At 37.0% G+C, this 18,012-nt stretch carries 12 protein-coding genes; 10 read left to right on the top strand and 2 right to left on the bottom strand.

Features of this window, described 5'->3' with window-relative positions; genetic code table 11:
• Positions 1 to 66: 66 nt before the first annotated feature.
• Positions 67 to 1,338, top strand: coding sequence for an RNA-guided endonuclease InsQ/TnpB family protein (locus tag ACP6PL_RS26910; protein WP_426548409.1), 1,272 nt, complete (start codon positions 67 to 69; stop codon positions 1,336 to 1,338).
• 24 nt (positions 1,339 to 1,362) lie between these two features.
• Here ACP6PL_RS26910 and ACP6PL_RS26905 read toward each other — a convergent pair whose 3' ends face one another.
• Positions 1,363 to 1,908, bottom strand: coding sequence for a carboxymuconolactone decarboxylase family protein (locus ACP6PL_RS26905; protein ID WP_426548408.1), 546 nt, complete (start codon positions 1,906 to 1,908; stop codon positions 1,363 to 1,365).
• Between the two features lie 96 nt (positions 1,909 to 2,004).
• On the opposite strand from ACP6PL_RS26905, the gene ACP6PL_RS26900 reads away from it, so the two are divergent.
• The 6 genes from ACP6PL_RS26900 (at position 2,005) to ACP6PL_RS26875 (ending at position 7,605) form a co-directional block, all read left to right on the top strand.
• Positions 2,005 to 2,586 (top strand): TetR/AcrR family transcriptional regulator, encoded by a 582-nt coding sequence (locus ACP6PL_RS26900; RefSeq protein WP_426548407.1) that lies wholly within the window; start codon positions 2,005 to 2,007, stop codon positions 2,584 to 2,586.
• Between the two features lie 135 nt (positions 2,587 to 2,721).
• Positions 2,722 to 3,897, top strand: a complete 1,176-nt coding sequence (locus tag ACP6PL_RS26895; RefSeq protein ID WP_426548406.1) for an AAA family ATPase — start codon at positions 2,722 to 2,724, stop codon at positions 3,895 to 3,897.
• A complete protein-coding gene (locus ACP6PL_RS26890) occupies positions 3,898 to 4,779 on the top strand; it encodes a DUF4435 domain-containing protein (protein ID WP_426548405.1) in 882 nt (293 codons plus the stop codon).
• 132 nt (positions 4,780 to 4,911) lie between these two features.
• Positions 4,912 to 5,487: a TetR/AcrR family transcriptional regulator gene (locus ACP6PL_RS26885; RefSeq protein ID WP_426548404.1), complete on the top strand. Its 576-nt coding sequence runs from the start codon at positions 4,912 to 4,914 to the stop codon at positions 5,485 to 5,487.
• A 211-nt stretch (positions 5,488 to 5,698) separates the two neighbouring features.
• Positions 5,699 to 6,523, top strand: coding sequence for an oxidoreductase (locus ACP6PL_RS26880; protein ID WP_426548403.1), 825 nt, complete (start codon positions 5,699 to 5,701; stop codon positions 6,521 to 6,523).
• A gap of 302 nt (positions 6,524 to 6,825) precedes the next feature.
• On the top strand, positions 6,826 to 7,605 hold the full coding sequence (locus ACP6PL_RS26875) for an SDR family NAD(P)-dependent oxidoreductase (protein WP_426548402.1): 780 nt from the start codon (positions 6,826 to 6,828) through the stop codon (positions 7,603 to 7,605).
• Between the two features lie 425 nt (positions 7,606 to 8,030).
• On the opposite strand, the gene ACP6PL_RS26870 is transcribed toward ACP6PL_RS26875, so the two are convergent.
• Complete coding sequence (locus tag ACP6PL_RS26870) at positions 8,031 to 8,762, bottom strand: DUF7873 family protein (RefSeq protein WP_426548401.1); 732 nt, start codon at positions 8,760 to 8,762, stop codon at positions 8,031 to 8,033.
• Positions 8,763 to 9,114: 352 nt separating this feature from the next.
• On the opposite strand from ACP6PL_RS26870, the gene ACP6PL_RS26865 reads away from it, so the two are divergent.
• The 3 genes from ACP6PL_RS26865 to ACP6PL_RS26855 all read left to right on the top strand — a co-directional run bounded on the left by ACP6PL_RS26865 (position 9,115) and on the right by ACP6PL_RS26855 (position 17,762).
• Complete coding sequence (locus ACP6PL_RS26865) at positions 9,115 to 9,336, top strand: hypothetical protein (RefSeq protein ID WP_426548400.1); 222 nt, start codon at positions 9,115 to 9,117, stop codon at positions 9,334 to 9,336.
• A 398-nt stretch (positions 9,337 to 9,734) separates the two neighbouring features.
• Positions 9,735 to 10,523: an ergothioneine biosynthesis protein EgtC gene (gene egtC / locus ACP6PL_RS26860; protein WP_426548399.1), complete on the top strand. Its 789-nt coding sequence runs from the start codon at positions 9,735 to 9,737 to the stop codon at positions 10,521 to 10,523.
• 498 nt (positions 10,524 to 11,021) lie between these two features.
• A complete protein-coding gene (locus ACP6PL_RS26855) occupies positions 11,022 to 17,762 on the top strand; it encodes a LamG-like jellyroll fold domain-containing protein (protein WP_426548398.1) in 6,741 nt (2,246 codons plus the stop codon).
• The last annotated feature ends 250 nt before the right edge of the window (positions 17,763 to 18,012 follow it).

Genomic DNA, 18,012 nt, shown 5'->3' with positions numbered 1-18,012 from the left:
TCTCTACTGTAATGATTCTGGTTTTATTATAAGTGATCATCCGAACATGATATTAGAATTTTTTGTATGACTCTGACCATGAACTATCGCTACCGACTTTACCCCGACCCCATCCAAGAGCAAACTATGCTGCATTGGCTGGAAATATCTCGCAAAGTGTACAACTACGCCTTGGGGGAAATTAAGGATTGGGTAAATTCCCGTAAGTGCAGTTTGGACTATTGTTCCCTCTCAAAAGAATACATCATCCCAGCTAACAAGCCTTTTCCAACCTACTACAACCAGCAAAACGCACTTCCCAAGGCCAAAAAAGAATTCCCAGAACTCCGAGAAGCTCCCTCTCAAATTCTGCAAACTACAATTCGCAGATTGCACGATGGTTGGAATTATTTCCAACGCAGAGGGTATGGCTTTCCTCGCTTCAAGAAGTTTGGGCAAATGAAGTCTATGTTGTTCCCTCAATTCAAAACCAACCCGATTACAGGTTGGCAGATTACTCTCCCTAAGTTAGGAAAAATACCCATCAACTTGCACCGACCTATTCCAGAAGGGTTTGTGGTCAAGCAAGCAAGGGTGTTAAGGAAGGCAGATAAGTGGGAAGTAGTACTCACCATTGAGTCTGAGGTATCGATACCAGAAGCTCAACCTCACGGAGAGGCTATAGGTATTGATTTAGGTTTGGAGAAGTTTTTGACAACCTCGGATAAAGAGTTTATTGCTAGACCCCGATTTTTGACATCGTTGTATCGCGAGTTGGAATTACTGCAACGCAAGTATGCCAGAACAAAAAAGGGTTCTCAAAACCGCGAAAAGGTCAGGAAAAAAGTGGCCAGATTCCACAATCACATTGCAAATGTTCGGAAAGATTGGCAGTTCAAACTGGCTAACCATCTTTGTACCAAAGAGGGTATTGGGATGGTGTTCGTGGAGGATTTGAACTTGAAAGCTATGTCTAGAGGAATGTTGAGAAAACATACTCTGGATGCAGCTTTTGGTCAGTTCCTCAACTTCCTGGAATGGGTAGCGAAGAAACATCAAGTTTATTTTGCCCGTGTCAACCCTGATGGAACCTCTCAAACTTGTCCTAAATGTGGAACACATACAGGAAAGAAAGAACTATCTGAACGGAAGCATAGATGTAGTGAATGTGGATACGAGACAGACAGAGATCATGCAGCATCAGAAGTAATCAGGTTGCGTGGTCTAGAAGAACTTAGTACCCAGGGACTCTGGGGAAGAGAAAACGCCTATGCAGTCGGTCTGCCAGGGACGGAGTTGCCTCCGTCTAGGTCAGAGGCGAAACCTCGCAAAAGAAAAACTAGGAATGCCAAACTGTGAGGTTTGGAAGCCCGCGCTGTACCATCAGGTCAGCGTCGGGAGGATGTCACATTGTTTATCTAAAGGTGTTTTAGCAATATGATTAGTGTAATTGTGCATTACCTTAATTGCAATACCTAAAATCACTTCTAATACCTGCTGTTTACTATATCCGGCTGCCATAAATTCTTCAATTTCACTATCTTTAACCCAGCCACGAGCTTGTACCATTTGTTGAGTAAAATGACGTAATGCTTGTAATTTTTTATCTGGCATTAACGTACCATTTCTCAGAGCTTCAACATTTTCTTGAGACATTCCAATCATTTTGGCTAATCCAGAATGGGCAGCCATACAATAATCACAACTATTTTCATAGTTTGCCGTTAGATAAATCACCTGTCGTTCAACCTCTGTAAAACTTGTCGTCTCAAATAAATCCCATAATGTAACTGAGCCTTTTAACAAAGCTGGAGCTTCAGCCAAAATTCCTTCTAGGTTAGGAATAAAACCAAAGGTTTCTTGAGCATGAGCTAATGCTTGTTTAGACTCTTCTGGTACTGTTTCTAGGTTATAAATTGTAAATTCCATCCATCAAATCCCTAATTTACTAAGCAAGTAGACAGACTTGTCTACTTTTTTCATAGTATATATCTATAGAGACAACTTTGTCTACTTTTAATGAAAATGAAATCCTCTAATCATCCTCGCCAGCAAATATTAGAAACTGCGTCCCAACTTTTTTATCAAAAGGGGATTCAAAATGTAGGTATTAATGAGATTATTGCCACTAGCGGCGTGGCCAAAAGAACTCTTTATCGGCATTTCACCTCAAAAGACGAACTGATAGAAGCAGTAATGAAACACCGGGCCAAAGAATGGTTAACTTGGTTTGAAACGGCAGTGCGCGATCGCGGTAATACTGCTAAGGAGAGATTACTAGCAACTTTTGATGTGTTGCGGGAGTGGTACGCAAGTCCAGATTTTCGTGGCTGTCCTTTTATTAATGCTGTACTGGAAATAGCCGATGCTTCTCATCCTGCCCATAATGTATCGGTAGGAGTTAGAGAGTCTATTCGGATGCAGATTAAGGAATTAGCTGAAGAAGTCGGAGTCAAAGATTCAGAATCATTTTCTCAACAATATTTACTTCTAATTGGAGGGGCAAGTTTGATGGCTACTATTGAAGGATATTCTGGAGGTGCTAATTATGCTCAACAGGCATTATCTACTTTAATTGAGAGTTCTATTGAAAAGTCAGGAGTGTAAGTATTTAGGTTAATAATTATAGTGGTAATATTTAGAAATATTAGATTAAATTTTGGCAGAAAATGTTCTACTTTTTTTAGGGCGATAAAAATTAAAATCAAGAAGTTAAGCTAATGCTTATAATTCCCAGTTAATATGAGAATTAAACAAATTTCTGTTGATGGCTTATTTGGGATTTTTGACCATGTAATTCCCTTAAATAGGGATGAGAGAATTACTGTTATTCATGGTCTAAACGGCTTTGGAAAAACAGCAATATTGAGAATTTTGAATGGCTTCTTTAATTATAGATACTTTGAGTTGAGAAAGATACCATTTAAAAAATTTAAGATTGAATTAGATAATGATGAAATTATAGAAATTGTCAAAGAGTTTAAGGATTCAGATAAGGAAAAAAAGATTTTTTTCTTAAATAAAACACAAACATTAGAATCAGAAAAACTTTCTCTTAGTTATTCTTCTTCAAGGAAAAAACGTTCCTCTCTCATAACCCCGACGGGTGCTGCAAGTGAATGGTTGCAAAAGTTTCAAAATTCTATTCATATTCGTTTAATTGAATCACAGCGCTTAAATTCTGGTCCTAATCTTTCTTCTTCAACCCAATCTACTGCTAAAGCCTACTCTGATGAACTTGCTAAACTTATGCAGGATCAATTTAGGGAGTACGGGAGAACATCCCAATCTCTTGATAGAACATTTCCATTCAGAATTGTCAAACAGCAGCCATCAATAAATGTTACAAACGAACAACTACGCCAACAATTAGATGAGCTTGAGTCAACTCGTTCTCATCTTATAGAAATAGGACTTCTAGATAAAGAAGAAGACTCAGAATTTAAAATTCATCCCCAAGACATAGATGAAAGCACTAAAAATGTTTTGTCAGTATATGTTGAGGATGTAGAAAAAAAGTTAAATGTATTTGCTGAAACTGCAAAAAAAATCTACCTCATGAGGAGAATTATAAATAAAAAATTTGCTTATTCTTATAAAGAAATAAATTTTAGTAAACAAAAGGGATTTGTATTTACAACAGAGCATAACCAAGAACTTTCGCCTAGCGATCTTTCATCCGGCGAACAACATGAATTAGTTCTTTTATATGAATTACTATTTAAAACTGAACCTAACTCATTAGTTTTAATTGATGAGCCTGAACTTTCTCTTCATGTGGCATGGCAGATTGAATTTTTAAAAGATTTAAAGGAAATTACTGAACTTGCAGACATAGATATTTTAATGGCTACTCACTCGCCCGATATTATTCAGGATCGTTGGGATTTAACAGTTGAATTAAAGAGGCCAGATTAAGTGAGAAATTTGAGAGATTTGCGTTCAGTTGAGGCAGATGCTACTAAAGTTCGTTTACTGCGAGATGTCTACAAAAGTCAAACACTTTTATTAGTAGAAGGTAGTTCAGACAAAATTTTTTATGAGCGTTTTGTAGAAAAATCAGAATGCGAGTTAGTTGTTATTTCAGGGAAGCCTTCTAGTAAACAGCGTGTTATTTCTGTTCTCAAAATATTAGAAGAATCAAACTTTCAGGGTGTTCTGGCAATTGTTGATGCTGACTTTGATCGCCTCACTCCTCCAACATACCAAAAAAGTGCCAACTTACTTTACACTGATAGCCACGATCTTGAAACAATGCTCATTAATTCTCCCGCTTTTGATAAGGTAGTTTCTGAGTTTGCTTCCCAAGAAAAAATATCTCAATTTAACCAAGATATAAGATTAGTAATACTTGAAAGTGCTGTGCCCATAGGTTACTTGCGTTGGATATCTCTTTGCGATAGACTAGATTTAACTTTCGAGAACATTACATTTAGCAAGTTCATTGATGAAAAGAATTTGAGGATAGACGAGATTAAATTTATTCGTGAAGTTAAGAATAAATCTCAAGATTTTTCATTAAAAGACGAAGATTTGCAACAGCAACTGATTGATAAAAGAAATGGCGATCGCGACTCTTGGCAAATTTGTTGTGGCCACGACTTAGTAGAAATTTTATCCTTTGGTTTACGAAAAACTATTGGATCTAACAAAGCTACTGAAGTTGAACCTAGTAGTCTTGAGCGTAACTTGCGTCTTGCCTATGAAGCAGTTTACTTTCAGGGAACACAACTCTACTCCCATCTGCGAATATGGGAAAGCAATAATCAACCGTTCAGAGTTTTGCCGAGTGAGACTTGATATAGTGCGATGTAGATAGGAAAGCTGTCGGATTAGCAACGTACATATTTTTTTGAATTTTGATTTTTAACTTTTGCGTATTAGTTTTAATATACTATTGACAAAACAAAAAAAATTAAATACCATAATAGAATGAATATTCAATCTAAAGACAAAAAGCAGCGCATTTTGGATGCCACGATGGAGCTAATCGCTGAGAATGGCCTCCATGCTACTCCTATGTCTCAGATTAGCAAACGTTCTCAAGTGTCTGCTGGGGCTATATATAATTACTTTTCTAGTAAAGAAGCCCTGATTAATCATCTGTATCTCAATGTAAAAAAAGAGATATTTGATGTAGCCTTTCGTGGTTATGAAATCCAGAGTCCCTATAAAGAGAGGTTTCTCCTAATATGGCGAAATGTCTTTAACTATCTCATATTAAAACCAATGCAGTTATCATTCTTTGAGCAATGTTCCACCTCTCCCCTAATATCTGAGGAGGCTAGAGAGGTAGGTAACAAATACTTGGCTCCTTTAGCTGGATTTTTTACAGAAGGGATTGAGTCTGGTTATCTCAAGAAAATGAATATTCAGCTTATTCTTTCTCTTATATTTGGGACAGTAGTTAGTATAGCCAAGCTCCATTTGTCAGGAAGAGTAGAAATTACTGACGAACAAAGGGATATAGCAGCCCAATTTTGTTGGGATGGATTGAAAGCTGAATAATTTTTTTTGTCTCTAAGAATGAATATTCATTCTATATCATTTATTTTGAGGAAACAAAAATGGGCCAGAAAACAGTTCTTATTACTAAAACATAATCGAGACAAAGGGAGATGACAGCCCTATCTTGTTGGGATGGATTGAAAGCTGAATAATTTTTTTTGTCTCTAATAACGAATATTCATTCTATATCATTTATTTTGAGGAAACAAAAATGGGCCAGAAAACAGTTCTCATTACTGGAGCATCATCAGGAATGGGTAAAGAAACCGCCAACAAGTTGATTAAAGAAGGCTACACCGTTTATACAGCAGCTAGACGTGTCGAAAAAATGGAAGACATCAGGATATTAGGAGGTATCCCTATCAAGATGGATATTAGCAAAGACGATGAAGTAGTTGCAGCAGTTGAGCAGATCGAGCAGAAACATGGTGGCGTGGATATTCTAATCAACAATGCTGGTTTTGCTATTTACGGCTCTGTAGAAGAAACTACCATAGATGATGCGCGTTATCAGTTCGAGGTCAATTTATTCGGATTAGCTCGTCTGACTCAGTTAGTGCTGCCTTATATGCGCAAGCAGAAAGCAGGCAAAATCGTTAACGTCTCGTCCGCAGGAGGCAAAGTCTATGTTCCACTAGGTGCATGGTATATTGCGACTAAACACGCCCTTGAAGGCTGGAGTGATTGTTTGCGCTTTGAAACCAAGCCTTTTAATATTGATGTCATTATTATTGAGCCTGGAGCTATTGCAACGGAGTTTGGTGATGTCTATGTCGAACCCATGCTCAAGCGATCTGGTCAGGGGCCATACAGGGAGATTGCTAATGCGATCGCCAAACTCTCCCAAAATTTACAGACAAATCCTAATAATATGTCACCACCCTCAGTAATAGCAAATACAATTTCTAAAGCAATTAAAGCTAATCATCCCAAAACGCTCTATGTGGCTGGAAAGTTAGCAAAACCCATGCTCTTTGTTCGGAAATGGGGAGGCGATCGCTTTTATGATTGGGTCTGGAGAAGAATGATTAGTTAGTTATAATGAATATAGGACTTATACAGTACAAGGTATTTTCGTCATTGCGACCTACAGGGAAGCAATCTCAAATCCTAGTTTTTCCTGACTTATACCTAAGTCCTAGAATATTTGTGAATAATAATATCAAATCCGGTAGTATCGGTATAAAAAAATCTCAGAAACCGGGTTTGTTTTAAATGCCCCAGTATATAATATTTACCTCCCACAAACCCGGTTTCTTATAATACTCTGAAGCAAGCAGATTTGATATAACATCATCATAAAATAAAAACACTCTATTCAAAAATAAGGAGACAATTATGGGTAATACTGCATTAGTAACAGGTGCATCAAGCGGCATAGGAGCTGAACTCGCTAGACTCCATGCAGCAAAAGGAGGAGACCTAGTATTGGTTGCTCGTCGTGAAAGCCCTCTTAACGAACTGAAATCAGAACTAGAAAATGCTTACGGTATAAAAGCAACGGTCATTGTCGCTGACTTAGCGCAACCTAATTCTGCTGACAATATATTTTCAGCAACTGAAGCAGCAGGGATACAAATAGATATCTTGATTAATAATGCTGGTTTTGGCGGTCACGGGAAATTCCATGAACGGGATCTGGTAAAAGACCAAGCAATGATGCAAGTTAATATGGTCTCTCTAGTTAACTTAACCCATCTGTACTTGCAAGGGATGGTTAGCCGAAATTCTGGCAAGATTTTGCACGTTGCATCAACTGCAGGTTTTCTTCCAGGTCCGTTACAGGCAGTTTATTATGCAACAAAAGCTTTCGTCGTTTCATTTTCTCAGGCTATTGCCCAAGAACTTTCTGATACGAATGTCACCTCAACCGCTCTTTGTCCTGGTGCAGTTGCCACTGGTTTTGTAGCAGCAGGAAATCTTGAAGGAAACTCAATGTGGGATAACGCAGCATCACCGAAGTCTGTCGCCGAGTGTGGCTATAATGCTATGATGAAAGGAGATTTAGTTAAAATCAATGAGCCATCATTAAGTTTCATGCTTAATTGGGTCGTGCCTTTTCTGCCGAGAAAAACACGGTTGAAAATGTCGCAAAAGACTATGGAAAAGAATAAGTAGAGGAAAAAAAAGGTGAAGCCCCAAGGTCTGTCCTATCCTGGGGCTTCGTTGTTATCACTGAATTGCACACGCGATCGCTTTTAATCCTCGGTTTTAGTTTAGTATCATTGTGCTTTCCCAGTTAAGCTATCCCGGCATATAAAATCATATACAAATTGGAGCCAGGAGCAGGATACGAGCCTGCATCTCAATAACATTTTTCCTCGAAAGTTGTTCTCGCGACAGTGATGAATATTAAGCTTGGAGTAATAGCTTAATCTTGAGATTGTACAATATATCGCCTCTTCCCATTGGGCTACTTCGTTTATCAAACGAAGGTCAGAATCGAACTGACACTATAATACTTGTACGGTTTAAATTAAAGTTTGAGATTGAATTTGTACTCCAATTTAATAATAACTCAAACTATAAATTTTGACAACTAATTATTGAAATAAATATTGAAAAATACGCTCTCCTACTCTTTGCTCTTCTACTTCAGAATTATTGGCTTCTTCACGAGCAAACTTAACAGCTTGAGACAGCTTTTCTAACTTTTCCAACATTTCATTAACCCGACGTGCAGGCAACGCGCCAGAAAATTTTACCGTGCGCCAATACCCAATAGTCACATCTTCATAATACACCTCGACTTGTGCGGGGTGATGTTCTGTTGCTTCTGCCTTAACGTGGTTGCGGGGAGTTTTAAAAGTCCGCAGTGTTTGAACTGGTTCCGTTGCCCAACAGTCGGAAGACTGGTCAAAATTCCAAGTATCTGCAGCATCCAAAACTGGCAACTTTTTGATAAAAGCGCGTAAGTCTGTCAACTGCTTTTCTAGGAAGAGCAGATAACTAACTGGAGCTTGAGTCAACAAAGTTTGACCATCCACAACCACATCAGCGCGGGCGGTACAGTTTGTCCAATCTTTGGTTGCTGTCACATCCAACAACTTTGTTAATACCTCGGCAGTCTTGCGGATAATTTCTTCTGCTTTAACCTCCACCTTTTTCGACTCTGGTGGGAGTTGTTCTCCCTCCTCATCTTTAGGGCGATAGGTTCGAGAAATACCGGAAAGTAAAGCAGGTTTCTGCAAAGCTTTTTGAGCTTCTGCTAGTTCCTGCACTGACCGACTTTTGATTCCTTTTTCTATGGCGATGATTTGATTTAGTCGTGCCATCTGAATATATTGTCCACTTATGCAACTGTTTTTGTATTATTTGTATTATATTGTAATTTTTATCAATTGTCTACTACTTTTCGGGAGTAGGGGAACAAGAAAAAAACATTTATAGAACCCATTTGCTATCTTTGGCAAAAGTGGAAGTTTTGGTAATAGAGTCAGGAGTCAGAAGTCAGGAAATTGAGAAATAGAACAGGGGAAAAAGGTAAAATTTAGGTATCTACATTCACCATCTGCTCACCCTTCCTAAACTCCCCACACCCCCCACACTTCTAATACTTCCCACACTCTGCTTTTTCTCTATTTCCTTGTAAAATAAATATTGTTGAGTTTCAGTAACGTAAAAGCAATGAGTTTAGAAAAAGATTTATTCAAAGCATATACAAGACCTATCAAAGAAAAAGATTTATTGAAAGCACTGAATAAATCTGCCAAATCAATATCTAAAAGGAGTGCTTCTGCTATCAAACAATCAGAAGAATTTCGTTTAAACAAAAAAACTAGGGATAAGATATCTAAAAATAATCAGAAATCCGCTAAGTGGTTGCTATCGCTGTTTATTAGAAAATAATTATACCGTCTTAAAGTCGATAGCAATCGCTCAATTTTATTAGTTTTCTATATCCCACCTTTTCCAACTTGGTGGGCAATTTTTCTCAAAAAAATAGAAGATATTTTAAATCATTTTTAATTGATGTATTACTCTATTAAAGAAATAATATTTCCTTTATATTCAATTCCCTTACAGTTTTAACCAAATCATCCATTATCCATTAATGAAAGAACGACCATAAGCAGAAGCACAATTAATGTAAACATTTTCCTGCCAATTAACGAGTTTAATGTAATTGATTGAAAAAAATCATTTAATCTGGCTGAATTAGTTTGGCATTGATTATATTGCTGATAAAAATGTTATGATAATCAAATTGCTAATATGTAGACTGAAACAGAAAATCCAAAATTCATATGTGTAGATTATTAGCTTACCTTGGTGAACCAATTTTATTAGACTCAATTGTTAGTCAACCAGAACACTCATTAATAGTTCAAGGTTATAAACCCCAAGAAATGCAGGAAGCATTACTAAATGCTGATGGTTTTGGGCTAGGTTGGTATCATACTCAAAAACAGATTTTACCTTTTACTTATAAAAATATCCAGCCAATATGGAATGATATAAATCTCAAGAGTCTTGGTCGTTATATAGAATCAAACTGTATTCTAGGTTATGTCAGAAGTGCAACTCCTGGTCAAGCAATTGATATTAGTAACTGTCAGCCATTTAATTACAAAAATATACTATTTATTCACAATGGCTATATTGATAAATTCCGATTTACTCTTTATAAACAAATACGGGATTATCTGCAAGAACTGCCATATTTATTGATTAAAGGTAATACAGACTCTGAACATATTTTTGCTTTGCTAATTAATGAAATTATTGAAAGAATTAACTGTGATTTTAAAGAAGCTTTACACGGTATATTAATGGTTTTAACAGAAATATCTCAGGAAAATCAAGTTAGATTTTTGGCAAATACAATTATTACAGACGGACATCAATTAGTTGCATCAAGATTTGCTCAAGGTACAATTCCACCAAGTCTTTATTGGTTAAAAAATTCTCCTAAATTTCCTAACTCTGTAATTGTAGCTTCCGAACCTTTATTTGCAGACGATTGGCAAAAAGTTCCAGAACAAAGTATCATTAAAGTCAGCAAAAATCTTGATATTGAAATATATCAAATGTGAATATTCAAATCTTTTTTGAGTAGAGAAAAATTGTTGATTTTGATGCATATTCATTAAAACTTTTTAAGGCCATAACACTAAATCTCTTACTTACTATTTTTTGTACATATAGTCAATAACTTAATTATAAATTAATTATAAAAAAAAGTAAGGGAAGAGTTTAGCAAGCTACAGTCAGGTTTTTCCCTTCCTATTCCCTTTTTGAGTGTAACTATCTATTTAGATTTGCTATTAGTAGATGAGTATAGAAGAAACGATCGCCTATTAATAACAGAAAACTTAACAATAATCCTTCATAAAATTTAATTATATTAATAATTGAATAAGTGGTAGGATTCAGTATTAAGAAATATTGAATTAGTGCATCCATAAACTTGAGATTTATTGTATAGACAAAACTCCAAAATCATCTGGATTGTATATTTTTTCAGACAATCAAAGGATGATTAATATCCCTAGTAAATTGCTGATTAATCAAGAAAAAAGGAGAATAATTTAGTGTCTGAAGTCGCTACTAAAAATATTACATTCTGGAATACTACTGGTTATAATTACCCAGGATTTGGCAAAACAGTAGAAGTCCCTGATGGTTTAGGTGGTACAATAGGTATTACTTATAATCAAATAGACTATGATAACCGTGGCTGGAGAGGAAAGCCAGATGGTGGTAATCCCGTTACGGAAAATCGATTTCTCTCGGGGGAAATAGAGAATAATTTTAGCTTAACGGGCAAAGTAAAAGGCATCACTGCTACTATGCCTCTAATCAGAACTTTAGGAAAAGAAAATAACTATTCTGTCACCCTAGATTTTAGTAAATACAAAGCTTCCGCAGCAGGTGACAAAGCAACTGATGGTGCAACGTCTGGTGACACCTATTTGGCCATATCAAGATTCTTCAACGGTAGCAAAGCTGGATATACAACTATAAAAGTCACAGCAAAAACTCTAGATGGTAGTGAACTTAACTTAGGTGATTGGAAATTATTCAACAGTGGAACTCTTGGTAAAGGCCATAATGCTCGGGTGTTCCTAGATGCAGCTACTCAAACTATTTCTGGTAAAAACTCTCAAGGCAAACAAGAGTTCTGTCCAACTCCACCAAACCCTGGTACTTCTTTTGGTACAGATACGGGACTAGGTTTGTTTGAGTTACCAACTAATCAACGTTATGTGTCTATTACTCTTAGCTTCAAACAGAAAAAGATTCAAGGTGTAACACCTAACGATTTACATGATATTTATGTTGCTAGCAATACTAGCTCTACAAGTCCAATTGATGCAACTCCTCAAACTAAACCTATAGATATAAATAATGGTTTACAACTGCATTTGCCACTCAATGAAATAGTGGAAAATGCTGCCAAGGAAAAGGAAGTTGTTGATGTTTCTCCAGGAAAGCTCAATGGTAAAGTCAATGGTGCAACAGTTATAGCAGACGATCGCTTTGGTAACTGTTTGAGCTTTAATGGAGTGGATAATTATATCCAAATGCCAGAAATGAATTTTGACTATTCAAAGGGTATTACTGTAGAAGCTTGGGTGTATTATCACAGTTTCAAGAACCAATCAAGAGTTATTGATTTCGCTAACGGTCCTAGTAAAAACAATATCATTTTTGGCAATCATACTACAACAAATGATGGATTATTAGTTGTATTTGTTGGTTCGACTAGAAAAGCTATTGAAGTAAAAGGGATACTTGAAGTAAGTAAGTGGCTCCATCTAACAGCAACAATTGATGAGTCAGGAAATGCCAAGGTTTATAAGGATGGTCAAGAAGTAGGGGGAGGGTTGGTAGCTATCCCCAATAATGTTAATCGCACCAAAAACTATGTTGGTCTGAGTAACTGGTCAGGAACAGGATATTTTCACGGTAAAATGTCAAACCTGCGGGTGTATAACCGAGTGTTATCTCCAGAAGAAATTAACGAATGTATGAAAGTGGACGGAACACCTCCACCGATGGATATTAATCGTGGTTTACAACTGCATCTGCCACTCAATGAAATAGTCGAAAATGCTGCCAAAGAAAAGGAAGTTGTTGATGTTTCAGCAGGAAAACTCAATGGTAAAGTCAATGGTGCAATAGTTGTAGCTGACTCGCGCTTTGGTAAATGTATAAACTTTGATGGGAATGATGATTATATTATCATTAACCCAATGCCCAATTTCCCTTCAAAAACAATTACAGTATTGTGTTGGATTAAATCGAACAATACAGTAAAAGCGGGAACAATTTTTGCTTATGCTAATTCTCAAACAGATAATGCTTTCTTGCTGTATGAGATTAGAAAACTCATACCCCATGTTTTGAATGTTACAGCGGACACAGGAATCGCTTTTAATGATGGTCAATGGCATTGTGTAGCAGCGAGTTGGAATAGTAGTGACGGACAATTAAAGATTTATAAAGATGGGGAAGAGAAATACTCTGGAACTGTAAGCAAAGGAAAAAACATTTCTTCCGGTGGGGCGCTGGTATTAGGTCAAGAACAGGATAGAGTTGCAGGAGGATTTGATGCCAATCAGGCTTTTGAGGGTCAAATGGCTCATGTGCGGATGTATAACCGAGTCTTGTCTCCAGAGGAAATTAACGAATGTATGAAAGTGGATGGAACTCCTCCATCTGTAGATATAAATCGTGGTTTAGAACTACATCTACCACTCAATGAAATAGTTGAAAATGCTGCGAAAGAAAAAGAAGTTGTTGATGTATCAGCATCAAAACTTAAGGGTAAAGTTCATGGAGAAGCTGAAATTGTAGCAGACGATCGCTTTGGTAAATGTATCAACTTTGATGGAGTGGATGATTATATCGAACTGCCTACAACAGCTATTCCTCAAACTGGTGAAATCACAATTAGTTTTTGGGCAAATGGTGACACATCTCTCCCTAAAGCCACTACTATTCTTTGGGCAGTAAATCAATATAATCATTATATGGTGAATATTCATTTACCTTGGGGAAATGTAATTCACTTTGATTGTGGAAATACTACTACTTCTGATAACAGTGGTGACAGAATAAGCAAAATAGCTGAGGCTGTTGATTTTAAAGATAAATGGACTTACTGGACATTTACGAAGAATGTTACCACAGGGGAGATGAGTATCTATCTCAATGGTAGTTTGTGGCATAATGGTACAGGTAAAAATAAACCAATAACTTCAATTACTCAACTGAAGTTTGGTGCTAGTGATGCATTTTATGATGGTAAAGTTACTCATCTACGAATTTATGACCGAGTGTTATCTCCTGAAGAAATTAACGAATGTATGAAAGTGGATGGAACTCCTCCATCTGTAGATATAAATCGTGGTTTACAACTGCATCTGCCACTCAATGAAATAGTCGAAAATGCAGCCAAAGAAAAAGAAGTTGTTGATGTTTCTCCAGCAAAACTCAAGGGTAAAGTCAATGGTAATCCCAAAATTTTAGACGACCCAGGTTTTGGCAATTGTCTAAACTTCGACGGTGTGGATGATTATATCCAAATGCCTGAGATGAATATTGACTATTCCCAAGGTTTGACTGTAGAAGCTTGGGTACACTATAACAGCTTCAAGAATTGGTCGAGAATTATTGACTTTGGCAATGGTATTCCAAATGACAACATTGTGTTTGCTAACGAAGCTACAACAAGCAATCTATGTTTCGATAGTTTTAAAGGAACAACTTCCAACAGGGTAAAAGCAAATGGAAAGCTAGAGTTGAGCAAATGGCTACATTTGGCAGTAACAGTTGATGGATCGGGGAACACTAAAATTTACAATAATGGTACAGAAGTAGGGAGTGGATCTATAAATCTCCCTAATAAGATTAATCGTACCAAAAACTATATTGGTAAAAGTAATTGGCCAGATGAATTGTTTTATGGCAAAATGTCACATCTGCGGATGTATAACCGAGCGTTATCAAAAGAAGAAATTAACGAATGTATGGAGGTAGATCAAAATCCTCCACCGATAGATATAAATCGTGGTTTACAACTGCATCTGCCACTCAATGAAATTGTCGAAAATGCAGCTAAGGAAAAAGAAGTTGTTGATGTTTCAGCAGCAAAAGTTAATGGTAAAGTTAATGGAAAACCAATAATTGTAGCAGACTCACACCTTGGCAATTGTTTAAGCTTTGACGGAGTGGATGATTATATCCAAATGCCAGAAATGAATGTTGATTATTCTCAAGGTTTTACTGTAGGAGCTTGGGTGTATTATGAGAACTTCAAGAGTTGGTCGAGAATTATTGACTTTGGAAATGCTCAAAGTAACGACAACATTCTTTTTGCTAATGAAGGTACTACTAAGAATGTAGTCTTAGATGTTTATCAAGGTGCTACTCAGAACAGGATTAAAGCAGATGGAATGCTAGAGTTGAACCAATGGCTTTATGTAACAGTAACCGTTGATGGCTCAGGTAGTGGCAAAATCTATAAGAATGGCGAAGAAGTACAGAGTGGTTTAGTACATCTACCAAATAATATTAATCGCACCAAAAACTATATTGGCGATAGTAACTGGCCTAATGATGCCTTTTTTCATGGCAAAATGTCGCATCTGCGGATGTATAACCGAGCGTTATCAAAAGAAGAAATTAATGAATGTATGGAAGTAGATGGAACTCCTCCACCTATGGATATAAATCGTGGTTTACAACTCCATTTGCCACTCAATGAAATTGTCGAAAATGCGGCTAAAGAAAAAGAAGTTGTTGATATCTCAGTAGCAAAAATCAATGGCAAGGTCAATGGAAAACCAATAGTTGTAGCAGACGATCGTTTTGGTAACTGCTTAAACTTTGATGGGAATAATGATTATATTATTATTAATCCCATGCCCAATTTCCCCTCAGAAACACTTACAGTATTATGTTGGGTTAAATCAAACAATACCACAAAAGCAGGAACACCTGTTTCCTATGCTAATTCAGAAACAAGTAATGCCTTTATATTGTTTGACATTAGAAAACTCATACCTGAAATTACAGCGGTGACAAAGCAGACAGAAGTTGTTTTGAATGATGGTAAATGGCATTGTGTAGCACTTAGTTGGAATAGCAGCGACGGACAATTAAAGGTTTATAAAGATGGGGAAGAGAAAGACTCTGGAACTCTGAGTAAAGGAAAGAAAATTAATTCTGGAGGGGCACTCATACTAGGTCAAGAACAGGATAAGCTGGCAGGAGGATTTGATGTCAACCAAGCTTTTGAAGGGCAGATGGCTCATGTGCGGATTTACGACCGAGTGTTGTCTCCAGAAGAAATTAACGAATGTATGAAAGTAGATGAAACTCCTCCACCGATGGATATAAATCGTGGTTTACAACTGCATCTGCCACTGAATGAAATCGTCAAAAATGCGGCTAAGGAAAAAGAAGTACTTGATATCTCAACAGCAAAACTCAATGGTAAAGTGAGTGGTGCAACAGTTGTCGCCGACTCGAAATTTGGCAATTGTTTAAGCTTTGACGGGGTAGATGATAATATCCAAATGCCGGAAATGAATATTGATTATTCAAAAGGTTTTACTGTAGAAGCTTGGTGTTACTCCAGCAAGTTTAAAAATTACTCAAGAATAATTGACTTTGCCAATGGTCCTACCGAGGATAATATCATTTTTAGTCATTATGTCAACAATTCGATATTATTAGTGGTATATCTTGGTTCACAGAGAAAAGAGTTAGTCATTAATCAAATATTCGAAAACAATCAATGGCTTCATTTAGCAGCAACAGTAGATCAATTAGGGAATGCCAAAATTTATAAAAATGGTCAACAAGTAGGGGAAGGGTTGCTAGCGATCCCCAATACTGTTAATCGAACCAAAAACTATCTTGGCAATACTCAAAACGCTAAATCTCCAATTTATTTTCAGGGCAAAATGTCGAATCTGCGGTTGTATAACCGACCATTATCTCCTGAAGAAATTAAGGAATGTATCAAGGTAGATCAAACACCTCCACCGATGGATATAAATCGTGGTTTACAACTGCATTTGCCACTGAATGAAATTGTGGAAAATGCTGCTAAGGAAAAAGAAGTTGTTGATGCTTCAGGCCAAAAGCTTAATGGCAAAGTTAATGGTAATCCTGAAATTGTAGCTGACTCGCGCTTTGGTAACTGTATAAACTTTGATGGAGTAGATGATTATATTGAACTGCCTACAGCAGCTATTCCTCAAAGTGATGAAATTACAATTAGTTTTTGGGCACATGGCGGTAAGTCTTTACCCAAGACAAATTCTATAATAGTTGCATACGATCAAAGTAATCACAGAGTGGTTAATATTCATTTACCTTGGTCAGATAGTAAAATTTATTTTGATTGTGGAAATACAACTACTTCTGATGACAGTTATGACAGAATAGATAAATTATCTCAGGCGGTTGATTTTAAAGATAAATGGACTCACTGGGTATTTACAAAGAATGTTGCTACAGGTGAGATGAAAATTTATCAGAATGGTAGTCTCTGGCAGAGTGGCACGGGTAAAAACAAATCAATAGGTTCAGTTGCTATGGTGAGATTGGGTTGTGATTCTGGTACGTTATTCTATCATGGTAAAGTTGCTAATCTACGGATTTACGACCGAGTGTTGTCTCCAGAAGAAATTAATGAATTGATTCAAGTTGATGAAGTTGAGACAACAGACACCACATCAACCACTAGTGAGGGTGATACAACTCAAACTACTGAGACAACAGACACCACATCAACAACTGGTGAGGGTGAAACAACTCAAACCACTGGTGGAACTGATACCACATCAACCACTAGTGAGGGTGATACAACTCAAACTACTGAGACAACGGACACCAGCTCAAAAACTGGTGAGGGTGAAACAACCCAAACCACTAATGCAACGGACACCACCTCAACAACTGGTGGAACTGATACCACGTCAACCACTAGTGAGGGTGAAACAGACACATTATCAACCACTGATACAACTGAGACAACTCAAAAACCCATGGAATATCAAATTTATCAGGTAAATGGTAATCCCACAATTAAAACCGGATATCCAGCGTCAGAATGGACTGCAGTTATTGCCGGATTTAACTGCGGAGCAAAGCAGAAATACAAAGCAACAGCATTAACAATAATGCCTGTTGTAGATGATGGAGAATGGAAAATAAAGTGTGATATTAAAGATGCAGACGATCGCTATTGGGATGTGGCAGTTTTATTTATCAGGAATAACATGGTAAATAGGTTAAACAATTTCTATCGTTAAATAGCTGTAACCTAATATCAAATCCGGATAATTAGTTGTTGTAGTCATTGCGACTGGAACGGAGTGGAAGGAAGCAATCTCCGTGCACCCCTGAAGTTGCTTCCTATCGTCCCAATGACAACTGTTGAACCGGATTTGATATGATTTCCATTTCTCCTGACTCCTAGCTTTACCAAAAGACTTTTTCAGCAAACCGGGGTTTGAGTAGCAACTGTACAGAAAACCACGCTAAGGCTGTATCTATCTCCAG

Source organism: Dapis purpurea BLCC-M126, from assembly GCF_050015975.1.
In the GTDB taxonomy this organism is placed as follows: Bacteria; Cyanobacteriota; Cyanobacteriia; order Cyanobacteriales; family Microcoleaceae; genus Trichodesmium.
Note: the sequence above shows the minus strand (reverse complement) of the source record. Positions and strands in the feature narration are given on the sequence as shown.